Genomic DNA, 16,767 nt, shown 5'->3' on the forward strand with positions numbered 1-16,767 from the left:
CACGGCCTCAAAACATGTCGCGCGCAGGGCGCGCTCCTACGCCGCACACCGATGCTGCTCAAGAACTGACCAGCACAACGCAAGCCGTTGACGCCCAAGCGCGAAGCGGACTTGTCCACACGGTTATGCAAGCTGTATCCACACGACATGTGGATAACGCGGCTGTAGGAGCGCGCCCTGCGCGCGACATCCTTTCGCGAGGAGCTCAGGCCCTGCTTCTCACGGCCTCAAAACATGTCGCGCGCAGGGCGCGCTCCTACACGGCCCACCGACGGTGCTCAAGAACTGACCAGCACAACGCAACCCGTTGACGCCGAAACGCGAAGCGGACTTGTCCACACGATTATGCAAGGCGTATCCACACCGCGTGTGGATAAAACCTCCGCTACGGAAGAATTCCTCTCACAGCACAGTCCGTCATGAGCACCGCACATGCAGGGCGACGCCGACTGCTCCGGCTGCGGCTGCGCTTCTAACGTGTGGAGCTCCACGAGGGCGACAGGCGCCATCTCAGGAGCGCATCGCTGCCTCGCCACGGATCGGACCTCAGGAGCATGGCGATATGACCCCTTCGAAGACACTTCGTTTTGTTCTGCACGTCGCCTGTCTTTTCAGCAGCGCGTCTTCAGGCCAGAGCGCACCGGACTTGCCGCCGGCGTTCTCACGCGAACAGATCGATGCGGCGCTCGACGCCGGAGTCGACCTGCGCAAGGTCGACCCGACGCCGGGCCTCCACACGGTCCCACTGAGCGACACGTGGAGCACTCCGGAACAGGCGAAGGAGATACGACGGCAGATCGATGAACAGCGGAGTCGTGGCTTTTATCCGGCGGAGAACGACAAGGTTCCGGACCTGCGAGCCGCGGTGAGAGCCGCCGCCAATCAGCGCGGATACATTCCTCGCCACGACCGGACCTTCCATTCCTTGACTGAAATCCAGGACGACATCCTGGTCAAGCCGATCGACCTCGGGCCGTCCGCGCTATCGTCGGCCAGGCTACTGGAAGTACGCCTCGGCGGCGCCTGCCTCAGGGGGAAATGGTCAGGTCTCGCCAGAACGTTCGAAGTCGCCGACCTCGGCCTCGTCATAATGGACGAGGCAGACCATGCCGCAAGCAGGGAATCCGTGACGGTGGTCGAGGAGTGGTTGAACACCGACGTGAACGGACAACAGGGCACCGTCAAGACCGCGCGCAGCACGTCCGGTCGCACGCTCGTTTCCGTCAGCTGGGCGACTCAGCGAAAGCTGTACTCGCTACAGCTGCAGCCGAACCACCCAGAGGCGACCGTGGAAAATCAGGCCCGCCTTCTGGAAATCGCCCGGAAGCTGGTGGATTCCTGATCCGGTAAGCGGTTCGCCGCGAAGGGTGCTCTTTGCGAGCACCCTTCGCGCGCCGGCAGCACTCGCGCCAGCGCTAGATTTCCACCTGCGCGCCCAGCTCGATCAGGCGGTTACCCGGGATCTGGAAGAACGCGGTCGCGGGTAGCGCGTTGCGGGCGAGGAAGGCGAAGAGCTTGTCGCGCCACATCGCCATGCCGGGGCGGCGGATGTCCGCGACGATGGTTTCGCGCGACAGGAAGAACGTGGTGTCCATCATGTCGAAGTCGAGGCCCTTGGCGCTGGCCCGCGACAACGACAGCGGGATGTTCGGGTCTTCCGCGAAACCGTAGCGCAGCTGCAGGCCGTAGAAGCCGCTGCCGTACTCGATGACTTCCATGCGCTCGTCGTAATCGGCGACGGGCGTTTCCAGCATCTCCACGGTCAGCAGCACGTTGCGTTCGTGCAGTACCTTGTTGTGCTTGAGGTTGTGCAGCATCGCGTGGGGCACGGCGTTCTGGTTCGCGGTGAGGAACACGGCCGTGCCGGGGACGATCACCGGCGGATGGTCGGCGATGTTCGCCACGAACGGTTCCAGCGCGAGGCCCGACTGCTTGATCTCGCGCACGACGAGGTCCCTGCCCCGCCGCCACGTCGTCATCACCGTGAAGATCACCACGCCCAGCACCAGCGGGAACCAGCCGCCGTGCGCGATCTTCAGCGCGTTGGCACCGAAGAAGGCCAGGTCCGCGATGAGGAAGATGACGCCCACGGTGATGACCGCGGACCAGTGCCAGTGCCAGCGGCGGCGCGCGACGACCAGCGCCAGCAGCGTGGTCATCGTCATCGTGCCGGTCACCGCGATGCCGTACGCCGCGCCGAGGTTGTTCGACGAGCGGAACCCGATGACGGCGAGGAACACCAGCACGAGCAGGAGGCGGTTCACCCAGGGCACGAAGATCTGGCCCGACATCTCGTGCGACGTATGCACGACGGCCATGCGCGGCGAGTAGCCGAGCGACATGGCTTCGCGGGTCATCGAGAACGCGCCGGAGATCACCGCCTGGGAGGCGATCACCGCCGAGGCCGTCGCCAGGGCGATCATCGGGTAGAGCAGGTCCTCGGGAACCATCTTGTAGAACGGGTTCTCGATGGCGTCCGGGTTGTGCAGCAGCAGCGCGCCCTGACCGAAGTAATTGATGAGCAGCGCCGGCAGCACGAAGAAGAACCAGGCCATCCGGATCGGCTTCTTGCCGAAGTGGCCCATGTCGGCGTAGAGGGCCTCGCCACCGGTCAGCGCCAGCACCACGCCGCCCAGCGCGATGAACGCCTGGCGCCCGTGCTCCATGAAGAAGTGCACCGCGTACTTCGGATTCAGCGCCCAGAGCACCTCGGGGTGCGCGATCAGCTGGCGCAGGCCGAGCCAGGCGAGCACGAGGAACCAGGTCGTCATCACCGGCGCGAACGCCTTGCCGACGATCTCCGTGCCGTGGCGCTGGATGGCGAAAAGCACCAGCAGGATCACGAGGCAGATCGGCAGGATGTACGTGTCGAGCGACGGCGCCGCCACCTCCAGGCCTTCCACGGCCGAGAGCACCGACATCGCCGGCGTGATGACGCCGTCGCCGTAGAACAGCGACGCGCCGAAGATGCCGATGGCGGCCAGCACCCAGCGCGCGCGCGGCGATCCGCTCATGCTTCGCTGGGCCAGGGCCATCAGGGCCATGATGCCGCCCTCGCCCTTGTTGTCCGCCCGCATCACGAACGTGACGTACTTCAGCGAGATCACCATCAGCAGCGACCAGAAGATCAGCGAGAGCACGCCGAGCACGGCCATGGGCTCGGGCGTCATACCGTGCGTGCCGAGCGTTTCCTTCATGGTGTACAGCGGGCTGGTGCCGATGTCACCGAACACGATGCCGATGGCACCGAGCGCGAGCGCGGCGAGTTTCTTGCCGTGCGCGTTCTGCAGCTCTTCGGCGTGGTTGTGCTGGCCCATGGATCAGGTCCCCAACGCGGCGCGCAGCGCCTTGCGGATGATGGCTTCGGCGGTGTCACCGTCGGCGGCGGCCTTCTGGACCAGTCGCGAGGCTTCCACCGGCTTGTAACCGAGTTGCTGCAGGGCCACGGTCGCCTCGCCCACGGGATCGACCGGAGCCGCGTCGCCCACGGCGCTCACCGGCAGCCGCACGCCCACGGCGTCGACGCGGTCGCGCAGTTCGACGACCATGCGCTCGGCGGTTTTCTTGCCGATACCCGGGATCTTCGTCAGCGCCACGACGTCGCCGGCATGCACCAGGCGCGAGAGCTCGTCCGTCGCCACGCCCGAAAGCACGGCCAGCGCGATCTTCGCGCCGATGCCGCTGACCTTGAGCAGGTGGCGGAACATGGCCCGCTCGGCTTCGCGCAGGAAGCCGTAGAGCGCCACGCCGTCTTCCTTCACCGCGTAATGGGTGAGGAGGGTCACTTCCTTGCCCGTGGCCGGGAGGTCGTAGATCGTCGACATCGGGGCGTCGACTTCGTAACCGACGCCGCCCACCTCGATGAGGAGCGACGGCGGCTGCTTGGTGATGAGAGTGCCACGCAGGCGGCCGATCATCGGCGACGTCTCCATGCCGTGCGCGGGATACCCACGCGTTCGATACTGGACCGGGTATGCGCGTGGGCGATCGCGATCGCCAGCGCGTCGGCGGCGTCCGCCTGCAGCGGACCCTTGATGCCGAGGATCATCCCGATCATGTGCTGGACCTGGGTCTTGTCGGCGCGGCCGGTACCGACCACCGCCTGCTTGACCTCGGTCGCTGCATATTCGTGCACGACGATTCCCTGGCTGACCACGGCACAGACGGCCGCGCCGCGCGCCTGGCCCAGCTTGAGGGCCGAATCCGCGTTGCGCGCCATGAAGACACGCTCGATCGCGGCTTCCGCCGGACCGTGCGTGCCGATGATGCCGCACAACCCGTCAAAGATGCGTTTCAGGCGAAGCGGAAAGGTTTCCTCCCCGACCACCACCAGGGCGCCATGCCAGACATGGCTGATGGCGCCACCGGGCGCGACGTCGATGACGCCGACGCCCGTGCGCTGGCTACCCGGGTCGATGCCGAGAATGCGGGTCATGACGGAAGGCAGCTTGCGCGCGTGGCGAAGGAGACCGCAAGGGCCTCACTCGTCGTCCGCTTCCTGCGGCAGGACGGCGTTGTGGTAGACCTCGTCCACGTCGTCGAGCCCGTTGAGGCGTTCGAGCAGCTTCTGGAACTGCTCCAGGGCCTCGCCGGTCGGGGTGACCAGCGGGCCGTTCGGACGCATGACGACGTCGGAGCCGTCGATGTCGAAACCGGCGGTCGACAGCGCCTTGCGCATGGCTTCCACCGCGATCGGATCGGCGGCGAGCAGCACCGTGCCGACACCGTTCTCGATGACGATGTCCTCGGCGTTGTTCTCGATGGCGGCTTCCTCGAGCTTCGCCTCGACATCGGCGTCGCCGCCGGTGTGGACCACGACCTGGCCCACGCGGGTGAACTGGAACGCCACCGAATTGGTGGTGCCCATGTTGCCGCCGAGCTTGTTCAGCGCCGCGCGCACGTCGGCGACGGTGCGGGTCTGGTTGTCGGTGACGCAGTCGATGATCAGCGCGGTACCCGCCGGGCCGTAGCCCTCGTAGCGGATCTCGTGCATGTCCGCGCCGCCGTCGGCACCGGAGCCGCGCTTGATGGCGCGCTCGATGGTGTCCTTGGTCATGTTCGCGGCCAGCGCCTTGTCGACGGCCGCGCGCAGGCGCGGATTGCCGTTCGGGTCGGGCACGCCGCCGCGGGTAGCGATGGTGATTTCGCGGATCAGCTTGGTGAACACCTTGGCGCGCTTGGCGTCTTCGGCGTTCTTGCGACCTTCGATGGAAGGGCCTCTACCCATGTTCGATTCCTGGTGATACCGGAAGGACAGGGGCGGGATTCTAGCGTAGGAGCGCGCCTTGCGCGCGCCGGTCACGCCTCGGTGTCGAACCGCCCTTCCCTGAGGAACACCGCCGCCTGGCGTGCCACGTCCGCCGATACCAGCATGCCGGTATGGCTGGTCTCGAGGATGCAATGGGCGGTCAGGCCCGGCAGGCGCGTCTCTTCCACGCCGACCGAACCGTCGTGCTCGGAGCCGACGTCGCCGACGAGCGAGCCGAGGCCCACCGGCTGGCGGCCGGCGATCACGCCGACCTCGCGATGACCATCCCAACGGTCGAGACCGTGCTCGAGCAGCTCCTTCGAGCGCCCGAGCAGCATGTCGCCACCCCAACGGTGCGTGAGCCCCCGCGCGGCGCCGCTGCCATTGAGCGGCGAGCCCAGACAGACGATGCGACCGTCCGGCAGGTCGTCGTCGCGGCAGGCCAGCAGCGCGAGGATGCCGCCGAGGCTGTGCCCCACCACGTGCACCGGCCCGGGCTCCAGGCTGCGGATACGCTTGCGCAGCCGCGCGATCGCCTGCTCCGGCGGCGCGGCGACGCTCATGTACTCGAACTGGTGGACCCGGAAGCCCTCCTCGCGCAGGCGACGGTGCAGCATCGCCATGGCGAAGCCGCGCATCCACAACCCGTGCAACAACAGGACATCGGGCTGTGGGGCGCTGACGTCTTCCACGAGGATCAGGCCTTCGCCGACTCCGCGGCGACGCGGACGTGGAGTTCCTTCAGCTGCGGCTCGGAGACGGGCGACGGCGCGTCGGTCATCAGGTCCTGGGCGCTGGTGGTCTTCGGGAAGGCGATGACGTCGCGGATCGATTCCGTGCCGGCCATCAGGGCGGCGATGCGGTCGATGCCGAAGGCCAGGCCGCCATGGGGCGGCGCGCCCATGCGCAGGGCGTCGAGCAGGAAGCCGAACTTGCCCTGCGCCTCTTCCGCACCGATGCCGAGCAGGTCGAACACCGCGCTCTGCATCTCGGGGCGATGGATACGGATCGAACCGCCGCCGATCTCGTTACCGTTGAGCACCATGTCGTAACCACGGCTCACCGCGACGGCCGCGTTGGCGCGCAGATCGGCGATGTCGTCGACCTTCGGCGCGGTGAACGGGTGGTGGAGCGCGACGAAGCGCTTCTCTTCCTCGTCGTATTCGAACATCGGGAAGTCGGTGACCCACAGCGGCTTCCAGGCGTTCTCCACCAGGCCGCGATCGCGACCCACCTTCAGGCGCACGGCGCCCATGAAGTCGGTGACCGTCTTCCAGCGACCCGCGCCGAAGAACACGATGTCGCCGTTGGCGGCGCCCGTGAGCGCGAGTACCTGCGCGAGCGCGGCGTCGTCGAGGAACTTCGCGACCGGCGAGTTGATGCCCTCGCGGCCCTTGGCCAGGTCGTCGACCTTCAGCCAGGCGAGACCCTTCGCGCCGTACTTTCCGGCGTACTCGGCGAGGCCGTCGATGTCCTTGCGCGAAAGCTCGGCGCCACCGGGCACGCGCAGCGCGGCCACGCGTCCGGCCGGATCGTTCGCCGGCTCGGCGAACACCTTGAACTCGATGTGCTTCACGGCATCGGCGACGTCGACGAGCTCGAGCGGGTTGCGCAGGTCGGGCTTGTCGGAGCCGAAGCGGCGCATCGCCTCCTCGTACGTCATGCGCGGGAAGCTGGCGTCCAGTTCGACGCCGCGCACTTCGCGGAACACGTGGCGGATGAGGTTTTCGACGAAGTCCTGCACGTCGTGCTCTTGCACGAACGCGAACTCGAGGTCGAGCTGCGTGAATTCCGGCTGGCGATCGGCGCGCAGGTCTTCGTCGCGGAAGCAGCGGGCGATCTGGTAGTAGCGGTCGAAGCCCGCCATCATCAGGATCTGCTTGAACAGCTGCGGCGACTGCGGCAGCGCGTAGAACTGGCCCGGATGCACGCGGCTCGGCACCAGGTAATCGCGGGCGCCTTCCGGCGTGGCCTTCGTGAGGATCGGCGTCTCGATGTCCTGGAAGCCCGCGGCATCGAGGTAGCGACGCAGCTCGCGCACCAGCGCGGTGCGCGTGCGCATCATCTTCTGCATCTCCGGACGGCGCAGGTCGAGGTAGCGGTAGGTCATCCGCATGTCCTCGTTCGGATTCTCGTGCAGCGCGAACGGCAGGTCGCGCGCGGCATTGAGGATCTCGACCTTGTCGGCGATCAGCTCGACGGTGCCGGTCTTCAGCTTGTCGTTCGCCGACAGGCGCTTGCGGATCTGCCCGGTGACCCTGACCACGTATTCGTAACCCAGTTCGCCCGCGACGGCGAAGGCGTCGGCGTTCTCGCGTTCGATCACGACCTGGGCGACGCCCTCATGGTCGCGGAGGTCGACGAAGGCCACGTGGCTCTGCAGCCGGAGGGTGTTGACCCACCCGCAAAGGGTGACGTCCTGGCCGATCAGCGACTCGTCGATGAGGCCGCAAAAATGGGTGCGCATGCGCTTGGAGCTCCGGCTGCCGCGTGGGCGATCAAAGGCGGGGGAAAAGACCCCGGATCGTATCACGAGCCGGGGTCACCCACCTGCCGGAAACGGCCTCAGCGGCCGATGTCGAACTGCCCCCGGCAGCCGTGATCCGCCCAGATGCCGTCCCGGGTGAAGCCGTAGCTGTAGCCCTCGCGACACTGGTTCTTCGAGGTCTGCTGGACGAGGCGGGCACCGCGGCCGATGGGCCAGCGGCAGAACACGCGCTTGTTGTCGTTGCTATCGCAGCTGACGATCTGTCCACCGCCACCACCGGGACGCCCGCCGCCCCAGCCCGGGCGATCGTCGTCATCGTGGCCCCAGCCACCGCCCGGACGTCCGCCGCCCCAGCCACGGGCCTCCTGGAAGATGCCGCGGCAGCCGTCGTCGACCCAGAGGCCGCCGCGGTCGATGTCCCAGGTGCGGCCACGGATGCAGGCGGTCTTCGAATCCTGACGAACCAGCCGGGCGTCGCGCCACGGCACCCGGCAGTAGGACCGACGCCCGTTGTCGCTGTAGCAGTTGACGGTGTCGCCACCCCGCTGCGCGTGCGCCGCGGGCGCGGCCGTGAACGCGGCGGCGCCGAGCGCGACGGTGGCGGCCAGTCCCAGAATGCGTTTCATGTCCCTACCTCCGATGTGTGTGGCGCCAAGCTATCGGAGGAATACGAAACGATGTTTGAACGGATCGTAGGAATCTGCCGAGCACATGTGTAGGCCGCCGCTCCGGTTATCCGGCGTTGGCCTCGACGCTCAGTCGGACGAGGACTTGCTACCGGTCGCGGGCGCCGGCGAGGGCGCCGGAGCGGGCGCGGGGCTCGCCGCGGGCGCGCCGGTCGACCCTTCGACGAGATTGCGCTTGCGATCGCCGTCCTTCTTGAAATCGGTTTCGTACCAGCCACCGCCCGCGAGCCGGAATTGCGGCGCGCTCAGCATCCGGCCGACGCGCGGCTCGCCACAGTTCGGGCACACGGTGGGGTCGGCGTCGGAGATCTTCTGCAACCGTTCGAAGCGGTGGCCGCAGGCCTGGCACTGGAATTCGTAGATGGGCATGGGAAGACGTCCTCGGATGTACCAGCCGGCCATTATCGGGCGGCATCGCCCCTTTTCAATGCGGAGACCGCTGCGCGAGGCATCGCGACGAGCTCCGGCGCGGTCACGATTCGGCCTTGCACCAAAATGGAGAGACAAGCCAATTTCGTACCAACCCTATAATTCAGGAGACATTCTCTGCGTTTTTCCCCTTATTGGCGCAAAGTGAAACCGTCTTATTGACGCGCCGCAGCAGCCCTGCCTAGCTTGGATTCCAGCACGGCCGCCGGCCGTGTCGCGGGGTGTGCCGCGCCCCGCGTGACGACGAGCTCGCCCTGGGGAACCCACCGATGACGAAAGGCAAGATCCTCCGACGCAAACCCGCCACCCGCTGGCTGCCGACCCTGGGACTCATGATCGTGACACCGGGTTACGCGCAGGACGCCAGCCCGCCGCCGCAGGCGAGCGAGGCACGCCAGCTCGACCAGGTCGTCGTGACCGGTACCCGATCGACGACGCGCACCGAAGCCAGTTCGCTCTCCCCGATCGACGTGCTCACGCCACGCGACCTCACCTCCACCGGCAGCACCGAACTGGCCACCGCGCTGGCCCGACTGCTTCCGTCGCTCGACTTCCCGCGCCCGGCCATCAACGACGGCAACGACGCGATCCGCCCGGCGAGCCTGCGCGGCCTGTCGCCCGACGCGACCCTCGTCCTCGTCGACGGCAAGCGCTATCACACCTCGGCGCTGGTCAATTACAACCCCTCCGTCGGCCGCGGTTCGGCACCGGCCGACCTGAACTCCATTCCCATCTCGGCGATCGACCACATCGAGGTCCTGCGCGACGGCGCAGCGGCGCAGTACGGCTCCGACGCCATCGCGGGCGTGATCAATATCGTGCTCAAGCACGGCGCCGCCGCGGGATCGAACGTGATCACCGCCAACGGCGGCATCATGGACAAGGGCGACGGTGCCACGAACGGCATCGACGGCTCCGTGGGCATCGACCTCGGCGGCAAGGGCGCCGATGCGAAGGGCTGGCTCCGCGTCGCGTGGAACTACCAGAACTCGATGAACACCAACCGCGCCGCGTCCGTCGGGCTGTTCACGCCGGAGGAAGCGGCCGACGGGAACATCGCGCACCAGCGTTATGGCGACCCCGCGATCAAGACGTACCAGGCGCTCACCAATTTCCAGTACGCCGTGGCGCACAACGTCGACGTGTACGGGGTGCTCAGCCTGAGCCGGCGCGACGTGACCTCGAACGGCTACTACCGCGGCGCCACGAACGCGCGCAACGTGCCCGAGGTGTACCCGGACGGCTTCCTTCCGCAGATCGTGAACCACACGAACGACAGCACGGCCATCCTCGGCGTGAAAGGCACGACCGACGGCGGCTGGCGCTGGGACGCATCGGGCAACTACGGCATCAATTCGCTCGTCTTCGACGTCGCCAACAGCATCAACACCAACCTCTTCTATTCCACCGGCAATTCGCCGACGTATTTCAACGCGGGCACCTTCAAGAACTCGCAGGCGCTCGCCAACGTCGACATCGGCAAGGATTTCAGCGTGGGCTGGTTGCCCAACCCGCTCACCCTCGCGTTCGGCGCCGAGTACCGCAGGGAGAAGTACCAGATCGACGCGGGCGATCCGGATTCGTACTACTTCAACCCGGCGACGCTGATCCCGGGCACCGATGCGCCGTACGCGGGCGGCGCGCAGGTCTTCCCGGGTCTACCGCCCTCCGCCGCCGGCAGCTTCACCCGCCACAGCGAGGCCGCCTACGTCGATCTCGAAACCGACGTGACCGACCGCTTCTCCGCCGGCGTCGCCGGGCGCTACGAGCATTACAGCGACGCCGGGTCGACGCGTTCGGGCAAGGTCTCCATGCGCTACCAGTTCACGCCCACGTTCGCGCTGCGCGGCACGATCTCCAACGGCTTCCGCGCACCGTCGCTCGCCCAGCAGAACTACCAGTCGGTGGTGACCATCATCGACCCGAGCACGGGACAGCTCGCGCAGACCGGCACCTACCGCACTTCCGACCCCGCGGCGATCGCCCTGGGCGCGAAGGCGCTGAAGCCCGAGAAATCCGCCAACTACGGCATCGGCGCGGTGTGGGAGCCGATCGCTAACCTGAGCGCCACGCTCGACGTGTACCAGATCCGCATCTGGAACCAGATCCTCTACTCCGACACGATCAGCCTGACCGACCCCGTGCTCGCCGCGTACTTCAACAGCGTCGTGCCCGGCCAGCAGGTCACCGCCGTCCAGTACTTCGCCAACGCGGCGACCACGCGCACGCGCGGCGCGGACCTCGTGATCAACTACCGCATCCCGACGACGAACGCCGGCGAGTTCAACCTGATGGCCAGCGGCAACTACAACAAGGTGAAGGTGCTCGACGTGGCCGCCACCCCGGCCATCCTGCAGGCGAACGCGTCGGAAGGCATCGAGCTGTTCGGCCGTGCGAGCCAGGGCCTGCTGACCCGCGCCACGCCGCGCACCAAGTTCGTCCTCGGTGGCGACTGGTCGCTCGCCGGCTTCCGTGCGCACGCGGACCTCACGCGGTACGGCACCGTCACGCGCGTGACGACGGACGCCTCGACCGACCAGACGTTCGCCGCGCGATGGCTGCTGAACACCTCCGTGGGTTACACGCTCGACGCGTGGAGCTTCACGCTCGGCGTCGACAACGCGACCAACCAGTACCCGACGCGCGTGAGCCCGACGAACACCGGCGAGGACTATTTCAGCGGCCTGCAATACTCGTCGCTGTCGCCGTTCGGCTTCAACGGGCGGTACTACTACGCGAAGGTCGGCTTCCGCTTCTGAGCCGACGGCGGCGGGAGAGCCATCGTGCACGGATGCACGATGGCTCTTCGGTCACACCGCGACGAAGCTCAGGTGGTTGCCATCGGAGTCCACCTTCACCGTCTGCCCCGGGGAGAACGCACCCTGCAGGATACGCTGCGCCAGCGGGTTCTCCAGCTGCTGCTGGATCGCGCGCTTGAGCGGGCGCGCGCCGTACACCGGATCGAAGCCCGCGCTGCCGAGCAGGTCGAGCGCCGCGTCGGTGATCTCCAGGCCCAGCTGGCGTTCGGCCAGACGCTTGGCCAGGTAATCGAGCTGGATGCGCGCGATCGAACGGATCTGCTTCTTGTCGAGCGGACGGAACACGACGAGGTCGTCGAGGCGGTTGATGAACTCGGGGCGGAAGTGCGCCTGCACCACGCCGAGCACGGAGGCCTTCATCTGCAGGTAGTCGGCTTCGCTGTCGCCGGCCTGTTCCTGGATCAGGTTCGAACCGAGGTTCGACGTCATGACGATGACCGTGTTGCGGAAGTCGACGGTGCGGCCCTGACCGTCGGTGAGGCGGCCATCGTCCAGCACCTGGAGCAGGATGTTGAAGACGTCCGGATGCGCCTTCTCGACCTCGTCGAGCAGGATCACGCTGTACGGGCGGCGGCGCACCGCTTCGGTGAGGTAGCCACCTTCTTCGTAACCGACATAACCCGGAGGCGCGCCGACCAGACGGCTCACGGAATGTTTCTCCATGAACTCGCTCATGTCGATGCGGACCATCGCATCCTGCGTGTCGAAGAGGAAATCGGCCAGCGCCTTGCACAGTTCGGTCTTGCCCACGCCGGTGGGACCGAGGAACAGGAACGAGCCGTACGGGCGGTTCGGATCGGACAGGCCGGCGCGCGCACGACGGATCGCGTCGGACACCGCGCGCACCGCCTCGTCCTGACCGACGACGCGCCCGTGCAACGCCTCTTCCATGTGCAACAGCTTCTCGCGCTCGCCTTCGAGCATCTTCGACACGGGAATGCCGGTCCAGCGCGCGACCACCTCGGCGATCTCTTCCGCCGTGACGCGGTCCTGCAGCAGCGTGAAGTCCTGCTTCTCGGCCTGCTGCGCGGCGGCGAGCTGCGCTTCCAGCGCCGGCAGGCGGCCGTACTGGATCTCGCTCATCGCACCGTAGTCCTGGCGACGCTGCGCGGCTTCGAGTTCGAGACGCGCCTGCTCGATCTGTTCCTTGATCTTGGTCGCACCCTGCAGCGTGGCCTTCTCGGATTTCCACACCTCGTTGAGGTCGGAGAATTCGCGGTCGAGCTTTTCGATGTCGGCCTCGAGGGTGGCGAGGCGCTGCTTCGACTCGTCGTCCTGCTCCTTCTTCAGCATCTCGCGCTGGATCTTCAGCTGGATCAGGCGTCGCTCGAGGCGATCGAGCTCTTCCGGCTTGGAATCGATCTCCATGCGGATGCGCGACGCCGCCTCGTCCATCAGGTCGATGGCCTTGTCGGGAAGCTGGCGATCGGGGATGTAGCGCGCCGACAGCGTGGCCGCCGCGACGATCGCGGGATCGGTGATCTCCACGCCGTGGTGCACGGCGTAGCGCTCCTTCAGGCCGCGCAGGATCGCGATCGTGTCCTCCACGCTCGGTTCGCCCACATAGACCTTCTGGAAACGGCGCTCGAGCGCGGCATCCTTCTCGACGTACTTGCGGTATTCGTCGAGCGTCGTCGCGCCGATGCAATGCAGCTCGCCACGCGCCAGCGCGGGCTTGAGCATGTTGCCGGCGTCCATCGCGCCATCGGCCTTGCCGGCGCCGACCATCGTGTGCAACTCGTCGATGAAGAGGATCACGCGACCTTCCTGCTTCGAAAGATCGTTGAGCACGCCCTTGAGCCGTTCCTCGAACTCGCCGCGGAACTTCGCGCCCGCGATCAGCGCGCCCATGTCGAGCGAAAGCACGCGCTTGTCGCGCAGGCCCTCGGGCACCTCGCCGTTGACGATGCGCTGCGCGAGGCCCTCGACGATCGCCGTCTTGCCCACGCCCGGCTCGCCGATCAGCACCGGGTTGTTCTTCGTCCGGCGCTGCAGCACCTGGATCGTGCGACGGATCTCCTCGTCGCGGCCGATCACCGGATCGAGCTTGCCGCTCTCGGCCCGCTCGGTGAGGTCGATGGTGTACTTCTCCAGCGCCTGGCGCTGCTCTTCGGCGTTCTCGGACTGCACCTTCTCGCCACCGCGGAGTTTTTCGATCGCGGCCTCGATACGCTCTTTCGTCGCGCCGGCGGCTTTCAGCGCGCCGCCGACCTCGCCACGGTCGTCCAGGGCGGCCAGCAGGAACAGCTCGCTGGCGACGAACTGGTCGCCACGCTGCTGTGCCAGCTTGTCGGTGAGGTTGAGCAGGCGGTTGAGGTCGTTGCCCAGGCTGATGTTGCCTTCCTGGCCGCTGACCTTCGGCAGCCGGTCGAGGATCTCGCTCACGCGCTGGCGCAGCGCGGGCACGTTGACCTGCGCCTGGGTCAGCAACGGACCCGTCGAGCCGCCCTGCTGGTCGAGCAGCGCGGCGAGCAGGTGCGCCGGTTCGAGTATGTTGTTGTCGCGGCCGACGGCCAGCGACTGCGCGTCAGCCAGCGCCTGCTGGAAGCGCGACGTCAGTTTGTCCATTCGCATGGTTGGTGTCTCCCGAAGATGTTGGCGCGCCCCGGGCCCTCCCCGCGACCGCCTCTGATGAAACAGATGCGGCCCGCACCCGGCGCCTTCAACGGCTGGGGACGGTCGACGCAGCGCTTTTTTCACGGCTCCGAAGGCATCCTGACAGGGTCGATGTCCCTGGAGTCACCGTGAACGCCGCCCGCGACACCCTGCCCTCGCCTCCCGTGGAGCTCGTCTCCCGCGATAGTGCTCTTTTTCTTGACGCGGACGGCACGCTGCTCGCGTTCGCCGACGATCCGGACGCCGTGTTCGTCGCCGACGGCCTGATGGACACCCTCGATGCGCTGCACGACGCCCTCGGCGGGGCGATCGCCCTCGTCAGCGGCCGCGCCATCTCGGGCCTCGACCGCATCTTCGCCCGCTGCGAGTGGGCGGCCGCCGGCCAGCACGGGCTCGAACGGCGTGACGGCGACGGCCACCGTACCGCCGTCCGGATCGACGAGGCTGAACTGAAGGCCTTGCGCGCCGCCGTCCACGATCTGGCGGCCCTGCTGCCGGGCGTGCGCGTGGAGGACAAGAGCTGGTCGGTCGCCCTGCATTGCCGCGAGCACCCCGAGCGTGCCGACGAGCTCGGCCGGATCGCACCTGCGATCGTCCGGCGCTTCCCCGGGTTCGAGCTCCAGCCGGGCAACTTCGTCTACGAGTTCAAGCCACGCGGGATGGACAAGGGCGCGGCGGTCGCGGCCTTCCTCGACGCCCCGCCGTTCCGCGGCCGCACGCCCATCTACCTCGGCGACGACCTCACCGACGAGCACGCCTTCGCGGTCGTCAACGAGCGCGGCGGCGTGTCGATCCGCGTCGGTGAAAGGGTGCCGTCACAAGCGGCGTTCACATTGTCTAGCCCGGCCGATGTCCATGCTTGGCTGGATTCCGTGAAAGCCCTGTTGACGCAAGGAGCCGCGAGCGAAAAATGAGCCGACTAGTCGTCATATCTAACCGTGTCGCGCTGCCGAAGCAGACGCAGACCGGTGGACTGGCGTCCGCGATGAACGCGGCGCTGCAGGAAATGGGTGGGCTGTGGTTCGGGTGGAGCGGGAACATCGCCGCCGAAACGGGCAAGGAGTTGCACGAGGTCGAGGACGGCCACATCAGCTACGCCACGATCGACATGTCCAAGGCGGACCATGACGACTACTACAGCGGTTTCGCGAACCGGGCCCTCTGGCCGCTGTTCCACTATCGGGCCGACTTGGTCGATTACCGCCGCGACCACCTCGAAGGGTACCTGCGGGTCAACCGGATCTTCGCCAAGCGGGTGGCAAAGCTGCTCCGCAAGGACGACATCATCTGGGTGCACGATTACCACCTGATCCCGCTGGCCGCGATGCTGCGCGAGCTGGGCGTCGAGAACCGGATCGGTTTCTTCCTGCACACGCCGCTGCCCGCCGCGGGCCTGCTGATCACCCTGCCCCGGCACCGCGAACTGCTGGAGCCGCTGGCCTCGTACGATCTCGTCGGCTTGCACACGCAGCGCGACCTGCGCGCGCTCGAGGACTATTTCCTGCACGAGCTGGGCGCGGCGATGCGCACCGGCGGCCGCATCCGCGCCGCCAACGGACGCATCTTCCGCGCCGGCGTGTTCCCGATCAGCATCGACACCGCGGAAGCGGTCGAACTGGCGCACAGGGCGGAAGACAGTGGCGCCGTGGCGCGGCTCAAGGCCTCGATCGACGACCGCTCGCTGATCATCGGCGTGGACCGCCTCGACTACTCCAAGGGCCTTCCGGAGCGCTTCGAGGGCTTCGCCCGCCTCCTGCGCGACCACAAGGACATGCGCGGCCGCGTCTCGCTGCTGCAGATCGCCCCGCCCTCGCGCTCCGACGTGCCGGAATACCGCTCGTTGCGTCGCGAGCTCGAGCGCAGCGCCGGTCACATCAACGGCCAGTACGCCGAGCCGGACTGGGTGCCCATCCGGTACGTCAACAAGTCCTTCGGGCACAAGGTGCTGGCGGGTTACTTCCGGGTGGCGAAGGTGGGCCTGGTCACGCCGCTACGCGACGGCATGAACCTCGTGGCGAAGGAATACGTCGCCTGCCAGGATCCCCAGGATCCGGGCGTGCTCGTCCTTTCGCGCTTCGCTGGTGCCGCGCAGGAACTGGACGCCGCCCTGCTGGTGAACCCGTCCGACCTCGACGAGGTTTCCGAAGCGCTGAAGCGCGCGCTGGAGATGCCGCTGAAGGAGCGCCGCATGCGCTGGCAGTCGATGATGGACGTGCTGGAACGCAACGACATCACCACGTGGCGCAACGCGTTCCTGCATGCGCTCACCGAGCCACCACGAGTCAAACCGGAAATCTACGTGCCGACGCCGATGACGGCCCCCTGACACCCGGCATGCCCCATGCCCCCCTGTGGGAGCGCACCTGGGCGCGATGAGTGCTTGCCGCGAGCACCCATCGCGGCCAGGTCCGCTCCTACGGATGCGGTTGCGTCCGGCTACTTCGCTGGTGCCCCCTGTGGGAGCGCACCTGGGCGCGATGG

At 67.2% G+C, this 16,767-nt stretch carries 13 protein-coding genes; 4 read left to right on the plus strand and 9 right to left on the minus strand.

Features of this window, described 5'->3' with window-relative positions:
- Nucleotides 1-562: 562 nt before the first annotated feature.
- Nucleotides 563-1,342 (plus strand): hypothetical protein, encoded by a 780-nt coding sequence (locus BMW54_RS10510; protein WP_090055193.1) that lies wholly within the window; start codon nucleotides 563-565, stop codon nucleotides 1,340-1,342.
- A 73-nt stretch (nucleotides 1,343-1,415) separates the two neighbouring features.
- Here the strand turns inward: BMW54_RS10510 and BMW54_RS10515 are convergent, their stop codons facing one another.
- The 8 genes from BMW54_RS10515 to BMW54_RS10550 form a co-directional block, all read right to left on the minus strand.
- Nucleotides 1,416-3,317, minus strand: a complete 1,902-nt coding sequence (locus BMW54_RS10515) for a potassium transporter Kup (protein WP_090055195.1) — start codon at nucleotides 3,315-3,317, stop codon at nucleotides 1,416-1,418.
- A gap of 3 nt (nucleotides 3,318-3,320) precedes the next feature.
- Entirely contained in the window at nucleotides 3,321-3,917 is a 597-nt protein-coding gene (gene ruvA, locus BMW54_RS10520) for a Holliday junction branch migration protein RuvA (protein WP_090055927.1), read from the minus strand.
- Nucleotides 3,914-4,435 (minus strand): crossover junction endodeoxyribonuclease RuvC, encoded by a 522-nt coding sequence (ruvC, locus tag BMW54_RS10525; protein WP_090055196.1) that lies wholly within the window; start codon nucleotides 4,433-4,435, stop codon nucleotides 3,914-3,916. Before ruvC ends, ruvA begins: the two co-directional genes overlap by 4 nt.
- Before the next feature lie 45 nt (nucleotides 4,436-4,480).
- A complete protein-coding gene (locus tag BMW54_RS10530) occupies nucleotides 4,481-5,227 on the minus strand; it encodes a YebC/PmpR family DNA-binding transcriptional regulator (RefSeq protein WP_090055198.1) in 747 nt (248 codons plus the stop codon).
- Nucleotides 5,228-5,298: 71 nt separating this feature from the next.
- Nucleotides 5,299-5,940, minus strand: coding sequence for an esterase/lipase family protein (locus BMW54_RS10535; protein WP_255364602.1), 642 nt, complete (start codon nucleotides 5,938-5,940; stop codon nucleotides 5,299-5,301).
- Nucleotides 5,941-5,945: 5 nt separating this feature from the next.
- A complete protein-coding gene (aspS, locus tag BMW54_RS10540; protein WP_090055201.1) occupies nucleotides 5,946-7,715 on the minus strand; it encodes an aspartate--tRNA ligase in 1,770 nt (589 codons plus the stop codon).
- Between the two features lie 98 nt (nucleotides 7,716-7,813).
- Nucleotides 7,814-8,362: a DUF3011 domain-containing protein gene (locus BMW54_RS10545; RefSeq protein ID WP_090055203.1), complete on the minus strand. Its 549-nt coding sequence runs from the start codon at nucleotides 8,360-8,362 to the stop codon at nucleotides 7,814-7,816.
- Nucleotides 8,363-8,491: 129 nt separating this feature from the next.
- A complete protein-coding gene (locus tag BMW54_RS10550; protein ID WP_090055204.1) occupies nucleotides 8,492-8,791 on the minus strand; it encodes an FmdB family zinc ribbon protein in 300 nt (99 codons plus the stop codon).
- Between the two features lie 392 nt (nucleotides 8,792-9,183).
- Between BMW54_RS10550 and BMW54_RS10555 the strand changes: the two genes are divergently transcribed.
- Nucleotides 9,184-11,610 carry a TonB-dependent receptor domain-containing protein gene (locus BMW54_RS10555; protein WP_090055929.1) on the plus strand — a complete coding sequence of 809 codons (2,427 nt, stop codon included), beginning with the start codon at nucleotides 9,184-9,186 and terminating at the stop codon, nucleotides 11,608-11,610.
- Between the two features lie 51 nt (nucleotides 11,611-11,661).
- On the opposite strand, the gene clpB is transcribed toward BMW54_RS10555, so the two are convergent.
- Nucleotides 11,662-14,244, minus strand: coding sequence for an ATP-dependent chaperone ClpB (gene clpB / locus BMW54_RS10560; protein ID WP_090055207.1), 2,583 nt, complete (start codon nucleotides 14,242-14,244; stop codon nucleotides 11,662-11,664).
- Between the two features lie 170 nt (nucleotides 14,245-14,414).
- On the opposite strand from clpB, the gene otsB reads away from it, so the two are divergent.
- Together otsB and otsA are read left to right on the plus strand one after the other, a co-directional pair.
- The gene (otsB, locus tag BMW54_RS10565; protein WP_175472826.1) at nucleotides 14,415-15,200 is read left to right on the plus strand and encodes a trehalose-phosphatase; all 786 of its coding nucleotides are present in this window, start codon (nucleotides 14,415-14,417) and stop codon (nucleotides 15,198-15,200) included.
- Nucleotides 15,197-16,612 carry an alpha,alpha-trehalose-phosphate synthase (UDP-forming) gene (gene otsA, locus BMW54_RS10570; RefSeq protein ID WP_090055210.1) on the plus strand — a complete coding sequence of 472 codons (1,416 nt, stop codon included), beginning with the start codon at nucleotides 15,197-15,199 and terminating at the stop codon, nucleotides 16,610-16,612. Before otsB ends, otsA begins: the two co-directional genes overlap by 4 nt.
- Nucleotides 16,613-16,767 lie beyond the last annotated feature (155 nt).

The sequence above is a fragment of the Luteibacter sp. 329MFSha genome, from assembly GCF_900111665.1.
GTDB lineage: Bacteria > Pseudomonadota > Gammaproteobacteria > Xanthomonadales > Rhodanobacteraceae > Luteibacter.

Excerpts from the sequence above, each read along its gene's own strand:
- BMW54_RS10510 (WP_090055193.1), top strand. The coding sequence starts at position 563 with ATGACCCCTTCGAAGACACTTCGTTTTGTTCTGCACGTCGCCTGTCTT.
- BMW54_RS10515 (WP_090055195.1), bottom strand. The coding sequence starts at position 3,317 with ATGGGCCAGCACAACCACGCCGAAGAGCTGCAGAACGCGCACGGCAAG.
- ruvA (WP_090055927.1), bottom strand. The coding sequence starts at position 3,917 with ATGATCGGCCGCCTGCGTGGCACTCTCATCACCAAGCAGCCGCCGTCG.
- ruvC (WP_090055196.1), bottom strand. The coding sequence starts at position 4,435 with ATGACCCGCATTCTCGGCATCGACCCGGGTAGCCAGCGCACGGGCGTC.
- BMW54_RS10530 (WP_090055198.1), bottom strand. The coding sequence starts at position 5,227 with ATGGGTAGAGGCCCTTCCATCGAAGGTCGCAAGAACGCCGAAGACGCC.
- aspS (WP_090055201.1), bottom strand. The coding sequence starts at position 7,715 with ATGCGCACCCATTTTTGCGGCCTCATCGACGAGTCGCTGATCGGCCAG.
- BMW54_RS10545 (WP_090055203.1), bottom strand. The coding sequence starts at position 8,362 with ATGAAACGCATTCTGGGACTGGCCGCCACCGTCGCGCTCGGCGCCGCC.
- BMW54_RS10550 (WP_090055204.1), bottom strand. The coding sequence starts at position 8,791 with ATGCCCATCTACGAATTCCAGTGCCAGGCCTGCGGCCACCGCTTCGAA.
- BMW54_RS10555 (WP_090055929.1), top strand. The coding sequence starts at position 9,184 with ATGATCGTGACACCGGGTTACGCGCAGGACGCCAGCCCGCCGCCGCAG.
- clpB (WP_090055207.1), bottom strand. The coding sequence starts at position 14,244 with ATGCGAATGGACAAACTGACGTCGCGCTTCCAGCAGGCGCTGGCTGAC.
- otsA (WP_090055210.1), top strand. The coding sequence starts at position 15,197 with ATGAGCCGACTAGTCGTCATATCTAACCGTGTCGCGCTGCCGAAGCAG.